General features: G+C 71.1%; 21 protein-coding genes. 7 read left to right on the top strand and 14 right to left on the bottom strand.

Going from position 1 to position 24669, the window contains the following annotated elements; translation table 11 throughout:
* Window positions 1-16 precede the first annotated feature (16 nt).
* Window positions 17-565: an acyl-CoA thioesterase gene (locus ACIQRL_RS12795; RefSeq protein WP_401330734.1), complete on the bottom strand. Its 549-nt coding sequence runs from the start codon at window positions 563-565 to the stop codon at window positions 17-19.
* A gap of 119 nt (window positions 566-684) precedes the next feature.
* On the opposite strand from ACIQRL_RS12795, the gene ACIQRL_RS12790 reads away from it, so the two are divergent.
* Entirely contained in the window at window positions 685-2025 is a 1341-nt protein-coding gene (locus ACIQRL_RS12790; RefSeq protein WP_401330732.1) for an LCP family protein, read from the top strand.
* A gap of 161 nt (window positions 2026-2186) precedes the next feature.
* Here ACIQRL_RS12790 and ACIQRL_RS12785 read toward each other — a convergent pair whose 3' ends face one another.
* Complete coding sequence (locus tag ACIQRL_RS12785; protein WP_401330730.1) at window positions 2187-3344, bottom strand: acyl-CoA dehydrogenase; 1158 nt, start codon at window positions 3342-3344, stop codon at window positions 2187-2189.
* 189 nt (window positions 3345-3533) lie between these two features.
* Between ACIQRL_RS12785 and ACIQRL_RS12780 the strand changes: the two genes are divergently transcribed.
* Complete coding sequence (locus tag ACIQRL_RS12780) at window positions 3534-4877, top strand: UDP-glucose dehydrogenase family protein (protein ID WP_401330727.1); 1344 nt, start codon at window positions 3534-3536, stop codon at window positions 4875-4877.
* Between the two features lie 360 nt (window positions 4878-5237).
* On the opposite strand, the gene ACIQRL_RS12775 is transcribed toward ACIQRL_RS12780, so the two are convergent.
* Entirely contained in the window at window positions 5238-5816 is a 579-nt protein-coding gene (locus ACIQRL_RS12775; protein ID WP_401330724.1) for a CGNR zinc finger domain-containing protein, read from the bottom strand.
* Between the two features lie 111 nt (window positions 5817-5927).
* Here ACIQRL_RS12775 and ACIQRL_RS12770 point away from each other — a divergent pair, with 111 nt between their 5' ends.
* Complete coding sequence (locus ACIQRL_RS12770) at window positions 5928-6287, top strand: VOC family protein (RefSeq protein ID WP_401330721.1); 360 nt, start codon at window positions 5928-5930, stop codon at window positions 6285-6287.
* A gap of 231 nt (window positions 6288-6518) precedes the next feature.
* Here ACIQRL_RS12770 and ACIQRL_RS12765 read toward each other — a convergent pair whose 3' ends face one another.
* From ACIQRL_RS12765 to ACIQRL_RS12755, 3 genes are read right to left on the bottom strand one after another with little or no spacing between them, the layout of a single operon-like run.
* The gene (locus tag ACIQRL_RS12765) at window positions 6519-7697 is read right to left on the bottom strand and encodes a dipeptidase (RefSeq protein ID WP_401330854.1); all 1179 of its coding nucleotides are present in this window, start codon (window positions 7695-7697) and stop codon (window positions 6519-6521) included.
* Between the two features lie 35 nt (window positions 7698-7732).
* Window positions 7733-8257 (bottom strand): 5-(carboxyamino)imidazole ribonucleotide mutase, encoded by a 525-nt coding sequence (gene purE, locus ACIQRL_RS12760; protein ID WP_401330718.1) that lies wholly within the window; start codon window positions 8255-8257, stop codon window positions 7733-7735.
* The gene (locus tag ACIQRL_RS12755; protein WP_401330715.1) at window positions 8254-9414 is read right to left on the bottom strand and encodes a 5-(carboxyamino)imidazole ribonucleotide synthase; all 1161 of its coding nucleotides are present in this window, start codon (window positions 9412-9414) and stop codon (window positions 8254-8256) included. Before ACIQRL_RS12755 ends, purE begins: the two co-directional genes overlap by 4 nt.
* A 205-nt stretch (window positions 9415-9619) precedes the next feature.
* On the opposite strand from ACIQRL_RS12755, the gene ACIQRL_RS12750 reads away from it, so the two are divergent.
* The gene (locus ACIQRL_RS12750; RefSeq protein WP_401330712.1) at window positions 9620-10165 is read left to right on the top strand and encodes a GtrA family protein; all 546 of its coding nucleotides are present in this window, start codon (window positions 9620-9622) and stop codon (window positions 10163-10165) included.
* A gap of 27 nt (window positions 10166-10192) precedes the next feature.
* Here ACIQRL_RS12750 and ACIQRL_RS12745 read toward each other — a convergent pair whose 3' ends face one another.
* Window positions 10193-11476 (bottom strand): ATP-binding protein, encoded by a 1284-nt coding sequence (locus ACIQRL_RS12745; protein WP_401330709.1) that lies wholly within the window; start codon window positions 11474-11476, stop codon window positions 10193-10195.
* Between the two features lie 452 nt (window positions 11477-11928).
* Entirely contained in the window at window positions 11929-12606 is a 678-nt protein-coding gene (locus ACIQRL_RS12740) for a response regulator transcription factor (protein ID WP_018566970.1), read from the bottom strand.
* Window positions 12607-13131: 525 nt separating this feature from the next.
* On the opposite strand from ACIQRL_RS12740, the gene ACIQRL_RS12735 reads away from it, so the two are divergent.
* Window positions 13132-14628, top strand: a complete 1497-nt coding sequence (locus ACIQRL_RS12735; RefSeq protein ID WP_401330705.1) for an oligopeptide:H+ symporter — start codon at window positions 13132-13134, stop codon at window positions 14626-14628.
* A gap of 116 nt (window positions 14629-14744) precedes the next feature.
* On the opposite strand, the gene ACIQRL_RS12730 is transcribed toward ACIQRL_RS12735, so the two are convergent.
* The 6 genes from ACIQRL_RS12730 to ACIQRL_RS12705 all read right to left on the bottom strand — a co-directional run bounded on the left by ACIQRL_RS12730 (window position 14745) and on the right by ACIQRL_RS12705 (window position 21336).
* Window positions 14745-16013: a hypothetical protein gene (locus ACIQRL_RS12730; RefSeq protein ID WP_401330852.1), complete on the bottom strand. Its 1269-nt coding sequence runs from the start codon at window positions 16011-16013 to the stop codon at window positions 14745-14747.
* Window positions 16014-16075: 62 nt separating this feature from the next.
* Entirely contained in the window at window positions 16076-17173 is a 1098-nt protein-coding gene (locus ACIQRL_RS12725) for a hypothetical protein (RefSeq protein ID WP_401330850.1), read from the bottom strand.
* Window positions 17174-17190: 17 nt separating this feature from the next.
* Window positions 17191-18171 carry a hypothetical protein gene (locus tag ACIQRL_RS12720; protein ID WP_401330702.1) on the bottom strand — a complete coding sequence of 327 codons (981 nt, stop codon included), beginning with the start codon at window positions 18169-18171 and terminating at the stop codon, window positions 17191-17193.
* A 29-nt stretch (window positions 18172-18200) separates the two neighbouring features.
* Entirely contained in the window at window positions 18201-18917 is a 717-nt protein-coding gene (locus tag ACIQRL_RS12715) for an LPXTG cell wall anchor domain-containing protein (protein WP_401330699.1), read from the bottom strand.
* A gap of 1187 nt (window positions 18918-20104) precedes the next feature.
* A complete protein-coding gene (locus tag ACIQRL_RS12710) occupies window positions 20105-20668 on the bottom strand; it encodes an ATP-binding protein (RefSeq protein ID WP_401330696.1) in 564 nt (187 codons plus the stop codon).
* Between the two features lie 299 nt (window positions 20669-20967).
* Window positions 20968-21336 (bottom strand): STAS domain-containing protein, encoded by a 369-nt coding sequence (locus tag ACIQRL_RS12705; protein ID WP_401330693.1) that lies wholly within the window; start codon window positions 21334-21336, stop codon window positions 20968-20970.
* A gap of 238 nt (window positions 21337-21574) precedes the next feature.
* On the opposite strand from ACIQRL_RS12705, the gene ACIQRL_RS12700 reads away from it, so the two are divergent.
* Together ACIQRL_RS12700 and ACIQRL_RS12695 are read left to right on the top strand one after the other, a co-directional pair.
* The gene (locus tag ACIQRL_RS12700; RefSeq protein WP_401330691.1) at window positions 21575-22504 is read left to right on the top strand and encodes an RNA polymerase sigma factor SigF; all 930 of its coding nucleotides are present in this window, start codon (window positions 21575-21577) and stop codon (window positions 22502-22504) included.
* Between the two features lie 380 nt (window positions 22505-22884).
* Window positions 22885-24465, top strand: coding sequence for a ricin-type beta-trefoil lectin domain protein (locus ACIQRL_RS12695; protein ID WP_401330688.1), 1581 nt, complete (start codon window positions 22885-22887; stop codon window positions 24463-24465).
* The last annotated feature ends 204 nt before the right edge of the window (window positions 24466-24669 follow it).

Below are 24669 nucleotides of genomic sequence, written 5' to 3'. Positions count from 1 at the left end.
GAGACCTGGACGCGACTTAGTCGTCGAGGCCTTCCGCGGCGCGCTTCTCGCGGAGTTCCAAGATGGCGCGGCGGCGGGCCAGCCGGTGGGTGCGGCGGATCTGCGCCTCCTGGTAGCGGCGCTCGTCCCGCTCGGTCTCGGTGATGACCGGCGGAACCCGGCGGGGCTTGCCGTCGGCGTCGACGGCGGCGAAGACGAGATAGGCCGAGCCGACCTGCTGGGCCGGCGTGGACTCGTTCCAGCGCTCGGCGAGGACCCGGACACCGACCTCCATCGAGGTACGTCCCGTCCAGTTGACCTGGGCCTTCACATGGACCAGGTCGCCCACGCGGACGGGTTCCAGGAAGGCCATCTCGTCCATCGAGGCGGTGACGGCGGGCCCTCCGGAGTGCCGCCCGGCCACCGCGCCCGCCGCGTCGTCGACCAGCTTCATGATCACTCCACCGTGCACCGAACCCAGAAGGTTCGTGTCGTTGTGGGACATGATGTGGCTGAGGGTGGTCCGGGACGCCGAGGTCGGCTTGCCCGGTATATCGGATTCCGGGTTGGGAGCCTGGTCTGTCATGTCCTCCACCTTATGCCGGGGCGCACGGCCGTCGCTTTGCATCAGCTCTGCAACAGGCGTGACCCAGATCTCCCGGCTCTCTTGTAAGACTCCTACGGGAGAACGGCACACTGGTCCGCATGAACGATTGGCCTGGGGGCACCTCCCGTCCGAGCGAGTCCGAGGGTGGAAGCGGGTGGCCCGGCGACAACCGCGGCAACCGCTATGGACGCGGCAGCGCAGGCGCACAGCCTGAGAGCGCCCGCGTCATGCGACAGGTCCGCCGCGGGCCGGCCTCACCCGCTCCGGGCCAGGACGCTCCGCCGTACGGCGGCGGGGTCCCCCGGCAGCCCTCGTACGTCGACGGTCAGGGCTACGACAACGGCCAGGGCTACGACAACGGGTACGACTCCGGCTACAACAGCGGCCATGTGTACGGGAATCCCAACGGGCCCGGTGGTCCGCAGGGTCCGGGCGGTGGCGGCGCGTACCCGCGGCGCCCCGCGCCGAACTGGCGGCGCCGGATCAAGTGGACCGCGATCACGCTGGTCACCGCACTGGTCGTGGTCTCCGTAGGCACGTACTTCTGGGCCGACTCCAAGCTGCACCGTGACGTGGATCTCTCCAAGGTCATAGACCGGCCGGAGACCGGCCAGGGCACGAACTACCTGATCGTCGGTTCCGACAGCCGCGCCGGTCTGACCGCCGCGGACAAGAAGAAGCTGCACACCGGCTCCGCCGAGGGCAAGCGCACCGACTCGATGATGATCCTGCACACCGGGAGCAACGGCTCGACGCTGCTGTCGCTGCCGCGTGACTCGAACGTCACGATCCCGAAGTTCCAGGGCTCCGAGTCCGGCAAGATCAAGGGCCCGCTGGGCCAGAACAAGCTGAACGCGGCCTACGCGTTCGACGGCCCCACGCTCCTGGTCAGGACCATCGAGTACAACACCGGCCTGCACATCGACCACTACGTGGAGATCGGCTTCGCCGGGTTCGCGGGCATCGTCGACGCGGTCGGCGGGGTCGACATGACCCTCGACCAGGGCTTCAAGGACAAGTACTCCGGCGCCGACTTCAAGGCGGGCAAGCAGACGCTGAACGGCGAGCAGGCCCTCGCCTTCGTCCGTACCCGGCACGCGTTCGCCGCGTCGGACCTGCAGCGCACCAAGAACCAGCAGAAGTTCCTGTCCGCGCTGGCCCACCAGGTCGCTACGCCCTCGACGGTCCTGAACCCCTTCAAGCTCTACCCGACGATGGGCGCGGGCCTCGACTCGCTGGTCGTCGACAAGGACATGAGCCTGTGGGACCTGGCCGACATGTTCTGGGCCATGAAGGGCGTCACCGGCGGTGACGGCAAGTCCATGAACATGCCGATATCCGGTTCCGTCGGCGGCAACCTCGTCTGGGACAAGGCGAAGATGAAGACGCTGGTGAACGAGCTCAAGAACGACGAGACGGTCACGGTGTCGGGCAACTGACCCACCTCCACGCGCCGTTGCCGGCGAATCGGGCCACCGCTCCGTGCGGTCGCCGGTCGCCGGTCCGGCCGTGAGACCCGGGGCGGGAACAGCGAAAGGGGAGAGGCACCATTCCGGTGCCTCTCCCCTCTGCTGTCGATCCGCCGCCGACAGGCCGCGTGCTACGGCAGGTTGCGCGCCATCACGATCCGCTGGACCTGGTTCGTGCCCTCATAGATCTGGGTGATCTTCGCGTCGCGCATCATGCGCTCGACCGGGTAGTCGCGGGTGTAGCCGTAGCCGCCGAGGAGCTGGACGGCGTCCGTGGTGACCTCCATGGCGACGTCCGAGGCGAAGCACTTGGCGGCGGCGCCCTGGAACGTGAGGTCCTTGTCGCCGCGCTCCGACTTGGCGGCGGCCGCGTACGTGAGCTGGCGGGCGGCCTCGATCTTCATGGCCATGTCGGCGAGCATGAACTGGATGCCCTGGAAGTCGGCGATCGGCTTGCCGAACTGCTTGCGCTCCTTGACGTAGCCCTTGGCGTAGTCGAGGGCGCCCTGGGCGACACCGAGGGCCTGGGCCGCGATGGTGACGCGGGTGTGGTCCAGCGTCTTCATGGCGGTCGCGAAGCCGGTGCCCTCCTCGCCGATCATGCGGTCGGCGGGGATGCGGACGTTGTCGAGGTAGACCTCGCGGGTCGGGCTGCCCTTGATGCCGAGCTTGCGCTCCGGCGCGCCGAAGGACACGCCCTCGTCGGACTTCTCGACGACGAACGCGCTGATGCCCTTGGAGCGCTTCGTCGGGTCGGTCACCGCCATGACCGTGTAGTACTCCGAGACCCCCGCGTTGGTGATCCAGCGCTTGACGCCGTTCAGGACCCAGAAGTCTCCGTCGCGCACGGCCTTCGTCTTCATGCCGGCCGCGTCCGAACCGGCGTCCGGCTCGGAGAGGCAGTACGAGAACATTCCGTCGCCCTTGGCGAGCGGGCCCAGGTACTTCTTCTTCAGGTCCTCGGAGCCGGAGAGGATCACCGGCAGCGAGCCCAGCTTGTTCACCGCGGGGATCAGGGAGGAGGACACACAGACGCGGGCCACCTCCTCGATCACGATGACCGTCGCCAGGGCGTCGGCGCCCGCGCCGCCGTACTCCTCGGGCACGTGCACCGCGTGCAGGTCGTTGGCGACCAGGGCGTCCAGCGCCTCCTGCGGGAAGCGGGCCTCCTCGTCAACCGCTGCGGCGTACGGCGCGATCTTCGCCTCGGCCAGCGAGCGGATCGCGTCCCGGAGCATGTCGTGCTCCTCGGACGGGCGGTACAGGTCGAAATCAGCCGATCCGGCCAAGGTCTCTCACGCTCCAAGTGATGCTGTGCTGGCTGCGCTAACTACCGTTAAGTAACACAAATTTTAAGTGCCTGCCCGCCAGACGGATACGTGAGCTTGGCGACAGGGGTAAAACTGCCCGTGAAAGCGCTCCCCGACGCCCCGACTATGCTCAGGCGCGCACCGACGCCGCACACCTCAGGAGCACCCATGGCCCTCAAGATCACCGTGATCGGCACCGGCTACCTCGGCGCCACCCACGCCGCGGCCATGGCCGAGCTCGGCTTCGAGGTTCTCGGGCTCGATGTGGTGCCGGAGAAGATCGAGATGCTCCAGCGGGGCGAGGTCCCGATGTTCGAGCCCGGTCTCGAAGAGCTGCTGCGCAAGCACGTGGCCGGGATCGAGGGCTCCACCGGCCGACTGCGCTTCACCATGGACTGGGCCGAGGTCGGGGCCTTCGGCGACGTCCACTTCGTCTGTGTGAACACGCCCCAGAAGCACGGCGAGTACGCCTGCGACATGTCGTACGTCGACGCGGCCTTCGAGTCGCTGGCACCGCATCTGCACGGTCCCGCCCTCGTCGTCGGCAAGTCCACCGTGCCGGTCGGCTCGGCGGCTCGGCTGGCCGCCCTGCTCGGCGAGCTCGCCCCCGCGGGCGAGGACGCGGAGCTGGCCTGGAACCCCGAGTTCCTGCGTGAGGGCTTCGCCGTGAACGACACGCTGCACCCCGACCGGATCGTCGTGGGCGTGCGCAGCGAGCGCGCCGAGAAGCTGCTGCGCGAGGTCTACGTGACGCCGGTCGCCGCCGGTTCGCCCTTCGTGGTGACCGACTTCCCGACCGCCGAGCTGGTGAAGACGTCCGCCAACTCCTTCCTCGCCACCAAGATCTCCTTCATCAACGCGATGGCCGAGGTCTGCGAGGCCGCCGACGGTGACGTCGCCAAGCTGGCCGAGGCCATAGGGCACGACGAGCGGATCGGGAAGAAGTTCCTGCGGGCCGGGATCGGCTTCGGCGGCGGCTGTCTGCCCAAGGACATCCGCGCCTTCATGGCACGCGCCGGTGAACTGGGCGCGGACCAGGCGCTGACCTTCCTGCGCGAGGTCGACACCATCAACATGCGGCGCCGCGGCCAGATGGTGGAGATGGCCCGTGAGGCGCTCGGCGGCGGTTCCTTTCTCGGCAAGCGGGTCGCCGTGCTCGGCGCGACCTTCAAGCCCGACTCCGACGACGTACGCGACTCCCCGGCGCTGAACGTCGCCGGGCAGATCCACCTCCAGGGCGGCCAGGTCACGGTCTACGACCCGAAGGGCATGGCGAACGCCAAGCGGCTCTTCCCGACGCTCGGGTACGCCGACTCCGCCGTGGAGGCCGTACGGGGCGCCCATGTCGTCCTGCATCTGACGGAGTGGCGCGAGTTCCGCGAGCTGGACCCGGCGGTGCTGGGCGAGGCGGCCACGTCCCGGGTGCTGCTGGACGGGCGGAACGCGCTGGACCCGGAGACGTGGCGCCGGGCCGGCTGGACGTACCGGGCGATGGGGCGGCCCACGGCCTGATCCACGCCATCGGCCGGCGCCCGTCGGGGCACCGGCCGAGGTCTGTCGCGGACGACGCCGGTCCGGCCGAGGCTCAGTCGGCCGGACCGGCGTCGGTTGCATTCTGCACCACTTCGCTGTGCGGTGCCCCGAGACCTCCGGACTCCGTGCGGCTCCCGTCCGGCTTCCGTGCGGCTTCCGTGCGGCTTCCGTGCGGCTTCCGTGCGGCTTCCGTGCGGCTTCCGGCCCGCTCCCGGCTCGGCTCCCGGTCCGACCTACGGGGTGCTGGATGCCGGATGCCGGATGCCGGATGCCGGATGCCGGGTGCCGGGTGCCGCCAGGATCTCCTCCGGCGTTCCGCCGGGTTTTCGCGGACGGGTCCTACTTCGCGCGGTAGCGGCGCATCTTGGCGCGCGCCCCGCAGACCGACATCGAGCACCAGCGGCCGCGTCCCGCCGGCGAGCGGTCGTAGTACGCCCAGTGGCAGGTCGGGGCCTCGCAGGCCTTCAGCCGCGGCCAGGTGTCGTCGACCAGCGACTCGGCGATCGCCGCGGCGATCCGGAAGGCCAGAGGGGCCGAGGAGGCCACGGAGGGCGAGGAGGACACGGGGGCCGGGAAGGCCACCGAAGCCGGGGAGGCGGCCGGGGAGGTCGCCCCGGTGGCGGGGACCAGGCGCGCGGCACCGCCGTCCTCGTCGACCGTCACCCGCAGGGGCGCTCGGGCGAGGAGTTCCCCGAGAGGGGTCACCTTCCGGTGCGCCGGATGCCCCGCGTGCGCGAGGCACACCGCCCGCAGCGACTCGCGCAGCTCGCGCGCCCCTTCCGCCTCGGCCGCCGCCAGGCCGAACCGCGCCAGCCCCTCGGGCGTGTCCAGGGAGTCGGCGCCCGACTCGATGTCCAGGGTGTTCACCAGGGCCTCGATCAGGGCCAGACCGCCGGGTGCGGGCGCTCGGTCATTCATGCTTGCGACGTTACCTCCAATGCGGGAGCATGCAGTAACCGTTACTTCTTGAAGCGGTTTACAGGTAACTCGTCATTCACAGGTGTTGCTGGAGATCCCACGGAGGAAGTCATGGCTCTCGCCAAGCTGGACGTCGTCGTCCTGGACTGTCCCGACCCGCGCGCGCTGGCCGAGTTCTACGCCGGGGTGCTCGGAGGCGCCATCACGGACCAGACCGACTGGGTCGACCTGGAGGTGCCCGGCGGTCAGCAGCTCGCGTTCCAGGCCGCGCCCGGGCACGTACCGCCGCGCTGGCCCTCGCCCGAGGGCCCGCAGCAGTTCCATCTGGACCTGAAGGTCGAGGACCTCGACGTGGCGGAGAAGGGGGTGCTCGCGCTCGGCGCGACACCGCTGGACACCGAGGACAGGTCGCGTACGTTCCGGGTGTACGCCGACCCCGCGGGGCACCCGTTCTGTCTCTGCGCCGGCTGAGACGCGGCGTTCGGGGTACTCGGAGCGCGCGGGCCGGAAGCTACCCGGCGCCGGTCTCGGGCGCCCGCCGAAGGCGCCCGGACGGTCGGCACGCCGAAGGCGCCCGGGGCGGTCGGCACGCCGAAGGCGCCCGGGGCGGTCGCCCGGACGCCTTCGAGAACCCCGGAGCCGTGAAGCTCCGTAAGCCATAGCCATAGCCGCAGCCATGGTCCCAGCCTCAGCAGTCAGCAGTCAGCAGTCCAACTGTTCCAGCGTCGCGTTCGACGGCGACCGGCGGGACTGGAGGTCGCGGGCCACGTCCTCGGCCGCGCCCAGCACGCGCACGGCGTTCTGCCAGGTCAGCTTGGCCATGTCGGTGGAGGACCAGCCCCGGTCGAGGAGCTCGGCGATCAGGTTCGGATAGCCGGAGACGTCGTCCAGTCCGGCCGGGGTGAACGCCGTGCCGTCGAAGTCGCCGCCGATGCCGAGGTGGTCGATGCCGGCGACCTCGCGCATGTGGTCGAGGTGGTCGGCGACCGTCGACACCGTGGCGATGGGGCGCGGGTTGTCCTCCTCGAAGGCACGGTGGACCTTCATGCCCTCGGCGGTGGCGTCGAGGGGGTGGAAGCCGTTCGCGCGCATGTTGTCGTCGGCCGCGGCGGTCCACTCGACGGCCGCCTGGAGCACGAACTTCGGCACGAACGTCACCATCGCCACTCCCCCGTTGGCGGGCAGCCGCTCCAGCACGTCGTCCGGGATGTTGCGCGGATGGTCGCACACCGCGCGTGCCGAGGAGTGGGAGAAGATCACCGGCGCCGCGGAGGTGTCGAGGGCGTCGCGCATGGTCGTCGCGGCCACGTGCGAGAGGTCCACGAGCATGCCCTCGCGGTTCATCTCCCGGACGACCTCACGGCCGAAGGACGACAGGCCGCCCACCACGGGAACGTCCGTCGCCGAGTCCGCCCACGCGATGTTGTCGTTGTGGGTCAGGGTCATGTAGCGGACGCCGAGCGCGTACAGCCCGCGCAGGGCGGCGAGGGAGTTGTCGATCGAGTGACCGCCCTCCGCGCCCATGAGGGAGGCAATACGGCCCTCGGCGCGCGCCGCCTCCATGTCGGCGGCGGTCAGCGCGGCCCGCAGGTCCGTCGGGTGACGGTCGATCAACTGCCGCACGCAGTCGATCTGTTCGAGCGTCGCGGTGAGCGCGCCCGGCAGGTCCGAGCGGACGTACACCGACCAGTACTGGGCGCCGACGCCGCCCGCGCGCAGCCGGCCCAGGTCCGTGTGCAGGTGGGCGCTCTGGTCGACGGCGATGTCACGGGCGTCGAGGTCGTAGCGGACCTGCTCGCGCAGGGCGTAGGGCAGGTCGTTGTGCCCGTCGACGACGGGGAACTCGTCGAGCAGGGCGCGGGCACGGTCGAGCGAGGGCAGGGAGGACTCCGCCGGGGAGGACGTGGACATCCGCGTCACTTCCCGAAGCCGAAGCCGCCGGCGGCGCCCTCGACCTTGGCGCGCAGTCGCTTGCCCTTCTCGGTGGCCTGGTCGTTCAGTTCCTGCTGGAACTCCCGCATCCGGCCGAGGAGTTCCTCGTCGTGGGTGGCGAGGATCCGGGCGGCCAGCAGACCGGCGTTGCGGGCGCCACCGACGGAGACGGTCGCGACGGGCACGCCGGCCGGCATCTGCACGATGGAGAGCAGCGAGTCCATGCCGTCGAGGTACTTGAGCGGGACGGGCACACCGATGACGGGCAGCGGGGTGACGGACGCCAGCATCCCCGGCAGATGGGCCGCGCCGCCCGCGCCCGCGATGATCGCCTTGAGCCCACGCTCCGCGGCCTGCTCGCCGTACGCGATCATCTCGCGCGGCATGCGGTGCGCGGAGACGACATCCACCTCGTAGGGGATCTCGAACTCGTCCAGCGCCTGGGCGGCGGCCTCCATGACCGGCCAGTCGGAGTCCGAACCCATGACGATGCCTACAACGGGGCTCATTCGGTGATCGTGCCTCTCAGGTAGCCGGCTGCGTGCCGGGCGCGATCGAGGACGTCGTCCAGGTCGTCGCCGTAGGTGTTGACGTGGCCGACCTTACGGCCGGGCTTCACGTCCTTGCCGTACATGTGGATCTTCAGTTGCGGGTCGCGGGCCATGCAGTGCAGGTACGCGGAGTACATGTCGGGGTAGTCGCCGCCGAGGACGTTCGCCATGACCGTCCACCGGGCGCGCGGGCGCGGGTCGCCGAGCGGGAGGTCGAGGACCGCGCGGACGTGGTTGGCGAACTGGGAGGTGATCGCGCCGTCCTGGGTCCAGTGGCCCGAGTTGTGCGGGCGCATGGCGAGCTCGTTGACGAGGATGCGTCCGTCGCGGGTCTCGAACAGCTCGACGGCCAGGTGGCCGACGACGCCGAGTTCCTTGGCGATGCGCAGCGCCAGCTCCTGTGCCTCCAGGGCCAGCTCCTCGGCGATGCCGGGCGCCGGGGCGATCACGGTGTCGCAGACGCCGTCGACCTGCTGGGACTCGACGACGGAGTACGCGACGGCCTGGCCGTGCGGGGAGCGGACGACGTTCGCCGCGAGCTCCCGCGCGAAGTCGACCTTCTCCTCGGCGAGGACGGGGACGCCCGCGCGGAACGGGTCGGCGGCCTCCTCCAGGGAGCGGACGAACCAGACGCCCTTGCCGTCGTAGCCGCCGCGGACGGTCTTCAGGATGATCGGGAAACCGTCGCCCTCGGCCCCTTCGGCGAGGCCTTCGGCCGCGAACGCGGCGACGTCCTCGACGTCGGTCACGATGCGGTGCCGTGGGCACGGCACACCGATCTCGTCGAGCTTCGCGCGCATCACGCCCTTGTCCTGGGCGTGCACGAGCGCGTCGGGGCCCGGCCGGACGGGGATGCCGTCCGCCTCCAGGGCCCGCAGGTGCTCGGTCGGGACGTGCTCGTGATCGAAGGTGATCACGTCACAGCCCCGCGCGAAGGCGCGCAGCGTGTCGAGGTCGCGGTAGTCGCCGACGACGACATCGCCGACGACCTGCGCCGCTGACTCCTGAGGAGTGTCACTGAGGAGCTTGAACTTGATGCCGAGCGGGATGCCCGCCTCGTGTGTCATACGAGCGAGCTGCCCCCCGCCGACCATGCCGACTACCGGGAACGTCACGCTCCAAGAGTATCGGCCGCGCCACGGTGGCCGATTTCCGCGGCGATAAGCCCGATTTTCCCTGCCGCTGACCGCGTCTTTTCTTACCTGTGAGCACATGCACAGGCACCGAACGGGGGCGCTGGTTAGCATGGGCTGGTTGGAGTAATCCACCAACTTCCACCGACACAGCGGACAACATGACCCGACGGGGGCTGGCGACATCATGGGCAGTGCTTCATCGGGGCCTCAATCGGGGCCTCGCAGCGCGGTTCGACGCCGCTTCGATCTTCTCTTCCGTGAGGTCGCCAAGTTCGGCGCGGTGGGCGGTGCGGGGCTTCTCGTCAACCTGATCGTCTTCAACCTCGTACGCCACCTCACGGGCCTGCAGGTCGTGCGGGCCAGTGTCATCGCCACGGTCGTCTCGATCGTCTTCAACTACGTCGGGTTCCGCTACTTCACCTACCGGGACCGCGACAGGGGTGGCCGCACCAAGGAGCTGACGCTCTTCCTGCTGTTCAGCGTGGTGGGACTGTTCATCGAGAACGGCGTCCTGTACGCGGCGACCTACGGCTTCGGCTGGGACAGCCCGCTGCAGAGCAACGTCTTCAAGTTCGTCGGCATCGGCGTCGCGACCCTCTTCCGCTTCTGGTCGTACCGCACCTGGGTGTTCCGGGCGCTTCCGGCCCGGGAAGCGGTGGCCAGTGCCGAATCGTTCCTGGACCAGGACTCCGAGCCCGAGACGCGCCGCCCGCGGGCCCGCGCCAACTGAGGCAGTCGGGGGCGGGGCCCGCGTCGGTCATCTGACCGTCCGCTCCTCGTCGTCCTCCGGGAGCCGTGGCGGCCGCTTCAGCGGGGTCCGCGACAGGAACAGGCCGAAGACCGGGGGCTGGGCCTGGAGCATCTCCAGACGGCCTCCGTCGGCCTCCGCGAGGTCGCGGGCGACGGCGAGACCGATTCCCGTGGAGTTGCGGCCGCTGATGGTGCGCTCGAAGATGCGGGCGCCGAGGTCGGTGGGAACGCCGGGCCCCTCGTCGGTGACCTCGATGACGGCCTGGTTGCCGGTGACGCGGGTGCGCAGCGCGACTGTGCCGCCGCCGTGCATGAGGGAGTTCTCGATCAGCGCCGCGAGCACCTGGGCGACCGCGCCCGGGGTGCCCACCGCCTGCAGATGGCGTTTGCCGGAGCTGACGATCGCGCGCCCGGCGCTGCGGTAGGCCGGGCGCCATTCCTCGAGCTGCTGCTTGATGACCTCGTCGAGGTCGAAGGAGACCGCGGAGCCGATACGCGGGTCGCGGGCGTTGGTGAGCAGTCGCTCGACCACGTCCGTGAGGCGTTCCACCTGCGTCAGGGCGATCGTCGCCTCCTCCTTCACCGTGTCGGGGTCGTCGGTGAGGGTGATCTCCTCCAGCCGCATGGAGAGCGCCGTCAGGGGCGTCCTGAGCTGGTGGGAGGCGTCGGCGGCGAGGCGTCGCTCGGCGGTGAGCATCCGGGCGATGCGCTCGGCGCTGCCGTCCAGGACGTCGGCGACCCGGTCGAGCTCGGGGACGCCGTACCGCTTGTGGCGCGGCCGGGGGTCGCCCGAGCCCAGCCGTTCCGCCGTCTCGGCGAGGTCGGTGAGCGGGGAGGCGAGGCGGTTGGCCTGGCGTACGGCGAGCAGGACCGCGGCGATGATCGCGAGCAGCGCGACGGCGCCGATGACCAGGAGCGTGCGGCCGACTTCCTTGGTCACCGAGGAGCGGGGCTCCTGGACGGTGATCGTCTCGCCCGACTCGCCCTTGGCGGTGTACTGGATGACGTCGCCGGTGGGCTCGCTGCCGACCTCGATGGGGTCGCGGCCCGGAATCCTGATCACGGCGTAGCGCCGGTCGGTGACCTGGTTCTTGAACGTCTCGTCGGTGATCTTCTCGTCGCCGAGGATGCGGCTGTCCACGATGCTGGCCAGCCGCAGCGCCTCGGAGTCCACGCGCTCCTGGGCACTGTTGCTGATCGTGCGGGTCTCGACGATGACGAGGGAGACGCCGAAGACGGCGATCACCACGAGCACGACGGCGAGGGTGGACTGGATCAGACGGCGACGCACGGGGCCCTCCGGGCAGATGGCTGTACCGGGACCAGTGTGCACGTTCGCCGCTCCGGCCCGAGCGGGACGCAGGGCCGGGGGCCCGGTTTTCCCCGTCGCCACCCGCCGCGTGTCCCGCGCCCGCGGCTCCGGCACGGGCCGCGGCCTCGGTGCCGGCGCCCCGCGCACGGGGTGGTGGGCCGGGTTCACCGCCTCGGCCCGCCGGTACCTTCCGCGGGACTCCCCGTCGGGCCGCCGGGGTGCCGGCCTCCGCGGTGGCACCGGCGGGCGCCTGTCCGGAAGGCCGGTACCAGCCGCGATTCCGGCACCCGCCGGGAAGGCCGGCCCGCCCGCATGGCCGAAGTCCTCCGGCGGGCCCGCACACCGCGGACGCCGGGGCACCCGGCCCGGACGACGGCGGGCCCGGGATTCCGGAAAGCCTGCCCGGCCCGGGTGCCCGGCCGGGCGGAGCCTCAGCTCTTCTCGAAGCGGAAGCCGACCCCTCGTACCGTCGCGATGTAGCGGGGGTTCGCCGCGTCGTCGCCGAGCTTCTTGCGCAGCCAGGAGATGTGCATGTCGAGGGTCTTGGTGGAGGACCACCATGTGGTGTCCCAGACCTCGCGCATGAGCTGGTCACGGGTGACCACGCGGCCGGCGTCCCGGACCAGGACCCGCAGGAGGTCGAACTCCTTGGCCGTGAGCTGGAGTTCCTCGTCGCCCATCCAGGCGCGGTGCGACTCGACGTCGATGCGCACGCCGTGGGTGGCGGGCGGCTGCTGGGGCTCGGCGGCGCCGCGCCGGAGCAGCGCCCGGACCCGGGCGAGAAGTTCGGCGAGCCGGAACGGCTTGGTTACGTAGTCGTCGGCGCCCGCGTCGAGGCCGACGACGGTGTCCACCTCGTCGGCGCGCGCGGTCAGGATGAGGATGGGCACGGTGTGGCCCTCGGCTCGGAGCCGGCGGGCGACCTCCAGGCCGTCCATGCCGGGCAGTCCGAGGTCCAGGACGACCAGGTCGACACCGCCCTGCATTCCGGCGTCGAGCGCGGTGGGTCCGTCCTCGCGGACTTCGACCTCGTAACCCTCCCGGCGCAGGGCACGGGCCAGCGGCTCCGAGATGGACGCGTCGTCCTCGGCGAGCAGTACACGGGTCATGGGGTGATGGTAGTCCGCCGCGGACGACGCCCGGGCAGTGATCCGCCTCCGTGATTCACACCCTCCATCCGGGTGTTTCTTACCTGTGGGTGTGGGATGCGATCCTGGATTACACCTTCGAATGATCGTCTGCGGTTCCATGATTGCCTGTGATCCATGTCTCAAGTCCTTCCATATGCCGCATTGCCATGTCGTATGGTGACCAGACGCCTCAAGCACTGCATCGGGACCTTTGGCGCGCACTTGTTGCTGAAGGTCCCTTCTGTGTGCGGGCTGGTGTCAGCCAGCCTCGAAGGAAGACCTGTGGCCGGGCCCCCACGCACTGATGCGTGACGGGCGTGGATCCCGGTGGTCGCCGTCCGCCGCTTCGCAATCCGGAGCGGACTCCCCGTGGGCGTGGGGACGGACGCCGAACTCCCGCCGGTGCCGGCCGTCCCTCATGGGCGCGTGACTCTCCCGGGCTCTCGGTTGCACCCGAGCGCGGGGGACCCCCAACAGCGCGTCCCAGACCAGCAAGGAACGACCATGGCGTCCAGCCTGACGAAGGACTCGGTGACTCCGGGAACCCCCGGTTCCGAGAAGACCTTCTTCGGCCACCCCCGCGGACTGGCCACTCTCTTCATGACCGAGATGTGGGAGCGATTCTCCTACTACGGCATGAAGGCACTGCTCCCGCTGTACCTGGTGGCACCGGGCGGTCTTCACCTCAGCGCGGCCACCGCGACCGCGATCTACTCGGTGTACCTCTCCCTCGTGTACCTGCTCGCCCTGCCGGGCGGCTGGTTCGCCGACCGCGTCCTCGGCCCCCGCAAGACGGTCGCCGTCGCAGGCGTGATCATCATGCTGGGCCACCTCACGCTGGCTCTGCCCTCCTCCGGCACCTTCTACGGCGGCCTCGGCCTCGTGGCGATCGGTTCCGGTCTGCTGAAGGCCAACATCTCCACGATGGTTGGCCACCTCTACGAAGGCCCGGACGACGCGCGCCGTGACGGTGGCTTCACGCTGTTCTACGTCGGCATCAACCTCGGCGCCTTCGCCGCTCCGCTGATCATCGGCACCGTCGGTGAGAACGTGAACTGGCACCTGGGCTTCGCCCTCGCCGCGCTCGGCATGGCGCTGGGTCTCGCCCAGTACCTGCTCGGCGGCCGTCACCTCAGCGCCCGCTCGCACGAGGTCCCCACGCCTCTGACGGCCGAGGAGAAGAAGGCGACGCTGCGCAAGTCCGCGCTGTGGGCCGCTGTCGCCGTCGTCTTCTACGCGATCGTCGGCTTCTCGGGCCACTACACGCTGAACTGGCTGCTGGTCCCGATCACGATCGCCGGTCTGGTCATCCCGGTCATGGTCATCGGGCGCATCAAGCGGGACAAGTCCCTGGACCGTGCCGACCAGTCGAAGATGTCCGCGTACATCTGGTTCTTCGTCGCCGCGGCCGTCTTCTGGATGATCTACGACCAGGGCGGCTCGACGATGTCGATCTTCGCCGACGAGTCCGCCAAGAACACGATCTTCGGCTGGGAGTTCCCGGTCTCCTGGTACCAGTCCGTCAACCCGGTCATGATCATGGCGCTCGCCCCGGTCTTCGCCTGGGCGTGGCTGTGGCTGAACAAGCGCGGCAAGGAGCCGAGCACGGCGACGAAGTTCGCCTCGGGTCTCATCCTGATCGGCGCGTCGTTCTTCCTCTTCCTGGCCCCGCTGACGATCGCCGAGGGCGGTCACAAGGCGGCCGCGATGTGGCTGGTGGCGATCTACTTCGTGCAGACCGTCGGTGAACTGCTGCTCTCCCCGGTCGGCCTCTCCGTCACCACGAAGATGGCTCCGGCGAGGTACGCCTCCCAGATGATGGGTGTCTGGTTCCTGGCCGTCACCGCCGGTGACGCCACGACCGGTCTGCTCTCCATCGCCAACGTCGACCTCAACAAGACGGGCATCGTCGCGCTGGAGGCCACGCTCGCCGTGATCGCCGGCGCCGCGGTGTGGATGTACCGCAAGAAGGTCAAGACGCTCATGGGCGACGTCCACTGACGTCGGTCCCACGACACGGGGAAGGGCCGCCGCACCGTTCGGTGCGGCGGCCCTTCGCTGCTTCCACGGCCGGCGGGCGGCCGCGGAAGGACCGGACCGGGGAGCGCGGACCGGGATCAGCGTGTCCGGCGGCCCGGCATGAAGGTGAAGACCGCGCCGCCGAGCAGGATGACCGTGCCGGCCACCAGTCCGAGCGCCTTGAGCGCGCTGTGGCTGTCGGAGCCCGTTTCCGCCAGGCCGCCACTGGACGACGTACCGGCGGAACCCGAGCCGGACGAGGTGGACCCGCCGCCCGAGGCGCCGCTCGCCTGCTGCGAGGTGTCCAGGGTCAGGGACACCGCCGACGAGGTCGGGGTGCAGGTCGTCGTCGTACCCAGGGCCATCACCGTCAGCACACCCGGCGACAGGGTCGACGAACCGGTCGCGCCCGGCTTGTAGGTGCCCGTCAGGTCGGGGACCTCGATCGGGTCGCCGGACTTGATCGGCGCTGAATTGGCGGGGCCCTCGACATGCACGGTGCCCTTGTCGGCGCCTCCGAGGACCACCTCCATCGACGGCTTGACGGAGTCGGCGGGGATGTCGGCCGGGCTGTCCATCACGGACTTCTTGAACTGCACGGTGAGGTCGTAGCTCCCGCCGTTCTTCTTGGCGTTGATCTGCACGGGGGAGGTGGCGTTCTTGTCCCCGATGGGCGTCTTGCAGGCGTAGGGGACGGAGACCTCCTTGCCCGTGAAGTCGGTCTGCCCGCTGCCGGACCCGCCGGTGTCACTGCCGCCGTCGGTCCCGCTGCCGCTCGGCGACGGGGTGACCGACCCGCTCGGGGTCGGAGTGGGCGTCGGGGTCGGGGTCGGCGTCGGGGTACCGCCCGTCCCGCCGCCGCTCGTCACCTTGATGGTCGCCGAGGAGTTCACCGTCTCCTTGGGCGTGCACTTGGTGTCGGTGGAGATCGGCTTGCTGACATTGATGTTGTACGCGTCCGGGGTGAGCGTGACATCGCCCGCCGTCGTCAGTTTCAGCTTGCCCGTCATGTCGGACAGCTTCATGGCGCTGTTCTTGGGGATCGCGGGGTTCGTCCGCGGCCCCTCCATCGCGATGTCGGCCGTCTGAGCTCCGCCCGCCTTCAGCGTCCCGGTGGGCTTGACGGTGTTCGCGTCGAGATCGAGGACATCGGGGTTCTTCGAGGCGGCCTGGGTGAACTTCCAGGTGATGGTGACCTCGTCGCCCACCTTCGCCTCGGCGGGCGCGGTGATCTCCACCTTGGTGGTGCCCTCCACCGGGGGCAGCCCGGAGATCGAGGGCGGCACGCATTCCGTCGCGTACGACACCTCGGCGGCCTGCGCCGGGGCGGCGGCCACCCCCAGCAGGATGCCCGCACCGCCGAGCATCAGCGCGACCCCGGCCGCGCCCGCCCTTCGGCCGCCGGCCGGTACCACTCTCCGTTGCCTGCTCACGTGGGTCCCTTTCTCGTCTGTGTCGTCGGACCGTTCTCTTGCGGTGCGGAGAGCTGACCGTTCGCCGCGGTCCCCGGATCGTTGTCCGGGGTGAACCACGGCAGGGCCGGGACCGGGGAGGCCGAGGCGTCCGCCGGCGTCCGTGGGGCGGGGCTCGCCTTGGGCAGACGCAGCGTGAGCTCGGTCAGCCGGACACCCCGGTGCCGGCCGGCCCGCCCGGTCGACCTGCGCGGGCGTACCCGGTCCACCACGGCCATCCCGGCGCGGAACACCGCGGCCGGGACGACCACGCAGAGCAGGATCCAGAAGACGGTGACGCCCCAGGGGCGGCCCACGCCCCACGGCTGCTCGGCGAGGACCTTCCCGCCGTACTTCAGCGAGATCGTGTAGTCGCCGTGCGCCCCGGCCGACAGTTCGACCGGGAGCCTCATCTGCGCCTTGCGGCCGGGCGCGATGCTGCCGCGCCACTGCTGTTCCTCCCACTGCGGGGCGAACACCCCGTGGGAGGTGCCGACTTGGAAGACCGGGTTCTTCACCGGGGCGGTGCCGACATTGCCGACCGTGAAGACGAGGGTGCGCGAGGGAGGCGATCCGAACCAGGTCAGCAGACCGCTCGACCCGTCGAGCCGGGTGTCGGTCAGCACCGAGAGCCGGCCTCCGCCCTCCTCCTTCGGCAACGGCTCGACCGGGTGGCCGGCCACCATGAAGATGGCGTCCGCCTCGGCCTTCTCACCCGTGACGGTGGCGACATGCACCACACAGGGGCACGGCTTGGGCGGCTCGGCGACCGGCAGGTTCTTGCTGAAGCCGCCCTTGGCGTCGGTGGTGACGGCCCGTCCGTCGGCGTTGGCGCAGGAGTTGGTGCCGCCGATCACCCCGCGCGAGGGCACCGACTGTCCGCAGATCAGCATCATGAGCAGCACCCCGGGCCGCCATCCGCTGCCGGCCACGGTGACCGAACCGCCGCTCCCCGCCTCGGACTTGGACAAGGTCACGCTCGGTTTCCCGGCGGCGGAGGCCGGGAACACCGAGGCCGCCCCCGCCAACGGGACCAGGACGAGCGCCAGCACCGCCCCCAGCGCCGCCGTCCGCATCTTGCCGCTCAGGACGCTCACGACACCGCTCCCGTCAACTCGACTTCCACCCGGGGCTGTTCAGTGGCCTCGCCGTCTCCCGCAGGACGCCCGCGACGGCAGGGCCCCCGCACCCCGCGGCGCCCCCGACGCCGTACGACGAAGAAGGCGCCCACCGCCGCCAGGGCGCCCCCGGCCCCGGCCGGCGCCCACCACGGCACGAACCGGACCGACGCGGTCCCGGTCGCGTGCGCGCCGCCCGCGGCCGTCACCGTCAGCCGCACGTCGGCCAGGTCGAGGGCCGGGGGGCCGGTCCACGGTTCGTGGAGCGTGACCCGGCGGCCCGGCAGCAGTTCGACGGGCAGCGGGCGCGGGGCGCGGTCGAGCAGCGTGCCGAGGACCCCGTCGGCACGCACGGCGAGCCGCGGGGCGAGGACCGTGGTTCCGCGGTTGACCAGCTCGTACGAGATCCGTCCACCGCCCACCCTGACGTGCTCGACGGTCAGCGCCGACAACGTCGGTCCTGCCACCCGGAGTTGGACGCGGACCAGCGAGGTGCGGCGGCCGTCGCCCGCGACGATCGCGCCGGGATGGTCGCCGGGCGCCGCGCCGGACGGGACGCCGATGGTGAACGGCACGTCGGCGCGGGTGTGCGCGGGCACCCGTACGGACAGGTCTCGCACGGCGGTCCGGCGGCCGCCCGCCTGTCCGGCGAAGGCGATCCACGCGCCCGTGTCCGTCGGCCGTTCGCGCACGGTGAAGGCGCCGTCGGCGGTGTCGTCCGCGTCGGCCCCGCGCAGCGTGACGGTGAGGGGCCGCGCGCCCGGGTTGAGCACGGACACGGAGTCCTGGAGGACCGTGCCGGGCGGGCCCTCCGCATAGACGGAGGGCCGCCCGTCGGCCGCGCCGCCCGCGGCCGGCACGACGGACCAGCCCTCGGCGGCCAGGGCCGTCGGTGCCGCGCTCAGCAGCACCAGGGTCAGGCCCAGCACGCGGGCAGCGGGGAGTGCGTACGGCATGCGGCGGCTCCAGGTCGTGGTGCGGGAGGTCAGCGGCGTACCGCCTGATGCCTGCGCGTCAGCCACAGCACGCCCGCCGCGCCCGCGAGCAGGACCGTGCCGCCGAGGGTGCCGAGCGCGATCACGGAGTCCTCGGGGCCGGTCTGCGGGAGGGAACCACCGGAGTCGGTGCCGCTCTGGGTCCCGCTGGAACCGGAGGAACCCGAGGTCGACGATCCCGAACCGCCGGCGGCCGTGACGTCGAGGGTCAGCGAGGGACCCGGGCTGTTCGAGGGGGTGCACGTGGTCGTGGTGCCGAGGGCCTTGATGGTGAGGACGCCCGCGGTGAAGGTGACCTTGCCGGACTTCTTCGGCGTGTAGGTGCCGCTCAAGTCATTGATCTTGATGGGGGTGTTGGCCGGGATGGCGGCCGCGTTGGCCGGTCCGCTGACCGCCACCGTGCCGCTGTCCGCGCCGCCCACCTTGATGACGGCGCTCGGCGTCATCGCGCCCTTGCCGAGTTCGACCGGGCTGGAGGAGACACCCTTCTGCCAGGACATGGTGAGCTTGTAGGTGCTCCCGCTCTTGACGCCCTTGATGTCGATGGGCGAGACGGCGCTCTTGTCGCCGATCGGTGTCTTGCACTGGTAGTTGACGTCCACCACGGCGGCCTGGGCTACGGGGGCGGCCATCAGCACCGCCGAGCCGGCCAGGGCCGCGGCGAACGCGAGCGCGGCGGTTCGTTTCTGGTACGTCCGGTACGACACGGGCCTGCCCCTCACTCCGACGGCATCCTCGTCGATTTCTGACGGAACATCAGATCGGCCGTCAAGGTACGCCCGGTGACTTGTGGAGGGAAGACAAAGTGCGCGCCGGATCCGTGGGGATCCGGCGCACACCGGGTGCCGCACGAAGAAGGATTCGAACCCCGGGTAACCAAAGGCGGGTGCGGTACGGGCAGTTCACAAGAACGCCCGGTCTCCGTCCGGGACAACCACCCGGGATGCCGGAGCCTCTTCGCGAGCCACCCGTCGGTTCACGAAGACGCTCCGGCCTCCGCGAACCGACGGGTGGTTCGCGGAGGCCCTCCGCAAGGGCAGACCGGGAGGCGGGGCGAGGAGACGGCCCGGAACAACGAGCCCGGAGGCCGGGCACATGTGGCGCTCCGGAACGACGAGCCCCCCGAGGGCGGTTCGCGGGGGTGGCCGGGAGAGCGGCGGCCGGGCCACCGAGTAGGCAGACCGCGAAGACGGTCGCGCGAGCGGCCCGAAGGCGAGCCCGAAGGGCGGTTCGCGAGCGCTGTCGGACAGCCGCCCGGACGGGCGAGCGCGGCGGCCGGGGCGAGTTGGCCGGGGAAGCCGGCCGAGCGAATCGGCGGGGCGAGTCCGCCGAGCGACCCGGCGGGGTGAGTCGGCGGGGGCCGAGCGGAGTGGCGGGGCGAGTCGGCGAGAGCCGAGCGGGGCGGCGCCTTGCAGGCCGCAGACCGCGCAAGCCGGCCAGCCGGCCAAGCGGACCGGCGGGGCGAGTCGGCCAGGGCCGAACGGGGGCCGAGCGGAGCGGCGGGGCGAGTTGGCGAGAGCCGAGCGGAGCGGTGCCTTGCAGGCCGCAGACCGCGCAAGCCAGCCAGCCGGCCAAGCGGACCGGCGGGGCGAGTCGGCCAGGGCCGAACGGGGGCCGAGCGGAGCGGCGGGGCGAGTCGGCGAGAGCCGAGCGGAGCGGCGCCTTACAGGCCGCAGACCGCGCAAGCCGGCCAGCCGGCCAAGCGGACCGGCGGGGCGAGTCGGCCAGGGCCGAACGGGGCCGCGCTCAGCGGGCCGCAGACCGAGGGGGCGGTGACGGGCCGCAGGCGGAACAGGGCGGTGCCGGGCGACCCGGCGGGGCGAGTCGGCCGGGGCCGAGCGGTCAGGAGCCGGGTCGGCCAGCGGTCCATGCCGGGGACGAGTGGGGCGGAGGTCTACGCGGGGGCGCCGAGTTCCGCCCAGACCGTCTTGCCGGCGACTCCTGACATCCGCACGACCCCCCAGTCCAGACAGAGCCGCTGCACGATGAACATGCCGTGGCCGCCGGGGCGCCCGGCGCGGTGCGGGGTGCGCGGGGCGGGCTGACCGGCCCCCCGGTCGGAGACCTCGATGCGCAGCACCTTGTTGTCGCAGGAGATCCGGAGTTCGTCCGGGCCCTCGGCGTGCAGACAGGCGTTGGTGACCAGTTCGGAGACGACCAGCAGGACGTCCTCGGCGGCCGCCCGCCGGTCGGCGCTCGCGGCGGGCAGCCAGCCCCACGCGTACAGCGCCTGCCGGGCGAAGTCGCGGGCGAGCGGCACGACGCCGCTCTCGCCGTCGAGGCTCAGCCTGCGGGCCTGGCGGCCGACGGGCGCGGGGGCCGCGCCGGCCGGGGAGGCGCCGTCGACGGGCGTCGCGCCGTCCACGGGCGCCACGCTCCGCGCGGACACCGCGGAAGCGCCGCCGTCGCCCGACTCCGGGCCGCGGTCGCCCGGCGAGCAAGGCCGGGTGGTGCTCATCAGCGCTTCACCTCACCGATTCACCGGTTCACGATTCAAGACTCTCAAGACTCAGTACGCAGTACTCAGTAAGCAGTGCTCAGTACGGATGGATCAACGACTTTCGCCGCTCGCGGATCAACGACTTCCGCCGCGCCCGCCGCGGGCACACGCGCCGCCGACGCATCCAGGATGTCTCCTGCCCGACGGAACCGTCCGAACACCCATTTATTCGGCACGGAACCTGTGACGCGAGTAACGCGTCGGTCACGCAGGGGCATCTGGGACATTGGCGGCATCATGACCGAAGGCTCGCCGGATCAGTCGGACAGGGCCGCCTCGAGCGTGTCGTGGACGGTGAAGACGGCCTCCGCCCCGGTGATCTCGAAGACGCGGGCCACCACCGGCTGCATCGCGGCCAGGTGGACCCCACCCCCCGCGGCCTCGGCCTTCAGCCGGGCGCCGAGCAGCACATTGAGCCCGGTGGAGTCGCAGAACTCCAGCCGGGAACAGTCGACGACAAGTCGCGCGTACCCCTTTTCGAGGCAGTCCTCGAGTGGCTCACGCAACAAATCGGCCGTGTGGTGATCGAGCTCACCCGCGGGGGTCACGACGGCACTTGTGCCCTCTTCCCGCACCTCGACAAGAAGCCGGCCCGACTGTGCGCTGCCGACCGTCCCGCGGTCCATGCCGTCTCTCTTTCGAGCGTCGCGACTGCTGATGTACGCACTCGAACACTACGCCTTCTCTACGACACCCGTCACCCGAACAACCCCCCGAAAATGGACATTTCACCACAGAGGACACTTGCGGCGGGTTCGGGAAACCGGATAGGGCTAAGAGAGACAGCTATCCGACCCGGCCGGCTTTGGAGGCGCCGCACACCGCAGTGCACGTATTGGCATCGGCGGCCATATGCCGAGAACGATGGAGGACACCATGTCACCCCGGCTCGACGCATCGCAGACCCGGACGGCGACGTCGACACCTTCTCCGGAATCCCTGGAGCACGTCGACGGAACCGGAACCGACGGAGTCGACGGACTCACCGGACTCGCCGGACTTCCGGAGATCCCCCCGTACGACGAGGTGGGGCCGGTGGACGCACGGGCTCTGTCCAAGACACTCTTCGCGCGACTCGAGTCCCTCGAAGAGGGCACGCACGACCACGCGTACGTCCGCAACACACTCGTCGAACTCAACCTCGCGCTGGTGAAGTTCGCCGCCTCCCGCTTCCGCTCCCGCAGCGAGCCGATGGAGGACATCATCCAGGTCGGCACCATCGGCCTGATCAAGGCGATCGACCGGTTCGAGCTGAGCCGCGGCGTCGAGTTCCCCACCTTCGCGATGCCGACCATCATCGGCGAGATCAAGCGCTTCTTCCGCGACACCTCCTGGTCGGTGCGGGTGCCCCGCAGGCTCCAGGAGCTGCGGCTCGACCTGGCCAAGGCCGGCGACGAACTGGCCCAGCGCCTCGACCGCGCCCCGACCGTGGGCGAGCTGGCGGAACGGCTCGGGATCAGCAACGACGAGGTCGTCGAGGGCATGGCAGCGTCCAACGCCTACACGGCCAGTTCGCTGGACGCCCAGCCGGAGGAGGACGACTCCGAGGGCGCGCTCGCGGACCGCATCGGCTACGAGGACAACGGGCTCGAAGGCATCGAGTACGTGGAGTCCCTCAAGCCGCTGATCGCGGAACTCCCGCAGCGCGACCGGCAGATCCTCTCGCTGCGGTTCGTGGCGAACATGACCCAGTCCGAGATCGGCGACGAACTCGGCATCTCCCAGATGCATGTCTCCCGGCTGCTGTCGCGCACTCTCGTGCGACTCCGGAAGGGCTTGACCGTCGAGGAGTGACAGGGCTTCGCGGCCCGCGGGGCCGCGCATCCGAGCGGTCCGGCGCCCCACGGGCACCGGACCGCTCGGCTTCCGCCCTCCGCCCTCCGCCGTCCCCTCTCCCGTCGTCCCGCTCGCCTCCCGGCCACCCGCCCCGCTCCTCGGAGAGCCTCCGCGCCGCCCAGGCAACCTCCGTGCCGCCCAGGCACCTCGGTGTTGCCCAGGCACCTCGGTGCCGCAGGCAACTTCTGTGCCGCACAGGGAGGTTCGGCGCCGCTCCGCGAGGAATCCGCTCTTCAACTCTTTCCCCAAAAGACCAACCCCGCCACTATGGGCATCCCAAACTGGCCGGTACGTCAGGACGGGACGAGCACGCACCAGGTGCGGGGAGGCGGACGAACATGACGCAGGGCGACCCGGCCGACAGAAGCAGCGCGGCCGAGGGCGACGGACTGCCCGCGGAGGCGTCCGACGCACGGCTGACCGAGCTGCTGCGCGCCGGCACCGCGACCGCGTACACGGCCCTCCAGGAACTCCGCGCACGCCACCGTGCCTCGGTCCTCGCCTACGCCCGGCTGTGCACCACCGGCGAGTCCGGGGCCGAACAGCTCGCGGCGCAGACCTTCACCCTGGCGGCCCGCGAGACGGCGCGCGGCATCGACCCGAACGTCCCGTGGCGGCACCAACTCCTGCTGCTGACCGGGCGGGTGGCCGCCTCATGGGCCCGGGACCAGCGCGCCGCGGGCCTCGACCCCGGTCTGCTCCTCGTCCTGAGCACGGCGGGCCCCGACGGTCCCGTACCGTCCCTGCTCCCGGCCTTCCGGTCCCTTCCGTCCCGCGCCCAGGGCCTCATCTGGTACGCGGTCGTGGAGCGCGAGCCCGCGGAACGGACGGCGGTCCTGCTCGGCCTGACCATCGAGGACGTCACGTACGGCACCGACCAGGCGCTCCAGTCCCTGGGCCAGACCTGTGTGAAGTACCGGCTGGCCGCCTCCGACGATCCGCGCTGCGGAGACTTCCGCCGGCTGATCGAGGAGTCGGTGCGGCCCGACAACCCGCGCTCCAGCACCGACCTGCACGCCCACATGGCCCGCTGCGCGTACTGCTCGACCGCCTACGGGGAACTGACCGCCCTGCGCGACCATCCGCGCTCCGCCCTGGCCGAGGGCCTGCTGCCGTGGGCGGGTACGGCGTACGTCACGAACGAGGTGTCCGGGGCCGGGCCCGTTCCGCCGGAACTCCGCACCGGGTCACGGGCGTCGGTGCTGCCCTGGCCGCCGTCCCGCCGGTTCGTCCTGACCTCGGCGGCGGCGCTCGGCGTGGCCCTGGCGCCGGTCCTGTTCCTGCTGCTCTCCTCGGGCGGCACGCCCTCCACGGACGCGGCGGGCTCGGTCTCCACGCCGTCGGGCCCGCCTCCGGTGACCGTCACGGCCACGGTCCCGGTCACGCCGTCGGCCCCCACGCAGTCGGCCTCGCCCTCTCCCTCGGCCACCTCCGCGTCGCCCTCCCCGGCCCACAGTTCGGCACCGCCGAGGTCACCCGGCCCGAAACCGACCCCCACCGTCGTGTTCCGCGCGCCGGGCAGCGCCTACGCCCAGGTCGTGAACGTCGCCTCGGGCCTGTGCCTGGACATCCGCGACGGCGATCTGACGAAGGGCACGGACGTCGTCACGGCGCCCTGTTCCTCGTCCTCCACCCAGCGCTGGCGCGTCGACAGCGACAGCGGTTCCCTCCGGTCGGCCGCCGACGACAGCTTCTGCCTGGACAGCCGTGGCTCCGTCGACAACGGCGTGGGCATCTGGGAGTGCTCCTCGCTCGACGGCGACAACGGCGACAACCTGCGGTTCACCGTGGACGGGGACGGTGTCATCCGTCCGGCCGTGGCCATCGAGACGGCGGTCACGCCGGACGGCGACAACGGACTGTCCTTGATACCGCTGAACGGAGGCACGGGCCAGCGCTGGCGCGCGGGCACCGCCTGACGGGCCCCTTCACCCGTCGGACCCGTCAGCCCCGCACGACTCGACCCGCATTCGGCCCGCACACCTCGGACCGGGTTCGCCCCGCGCGCGCCTGGCACCGGCTTCGCCCCGCGCGGCCGAACGGCACCGGGTTCGCCCCGCGCGGACGGCACCGGGTCTCGCCCCGCGCCCCCGGACCGCGTTCGGCCCCGTCGGCCCCGTCGG

It is taken from the genome of Streptomyces sp. NPDC091209, assembly GCF_044757755.1.
In the GTDB taxonomy this organism is placed as follows: Bacteria; Actinomycetota; Actinomycetes; order Streptomycetales; family Streptomycetaceae; genus Streptomyces.
This window is presented reverse-complemented; position numbering and strand designations above follow the sequence as displayed.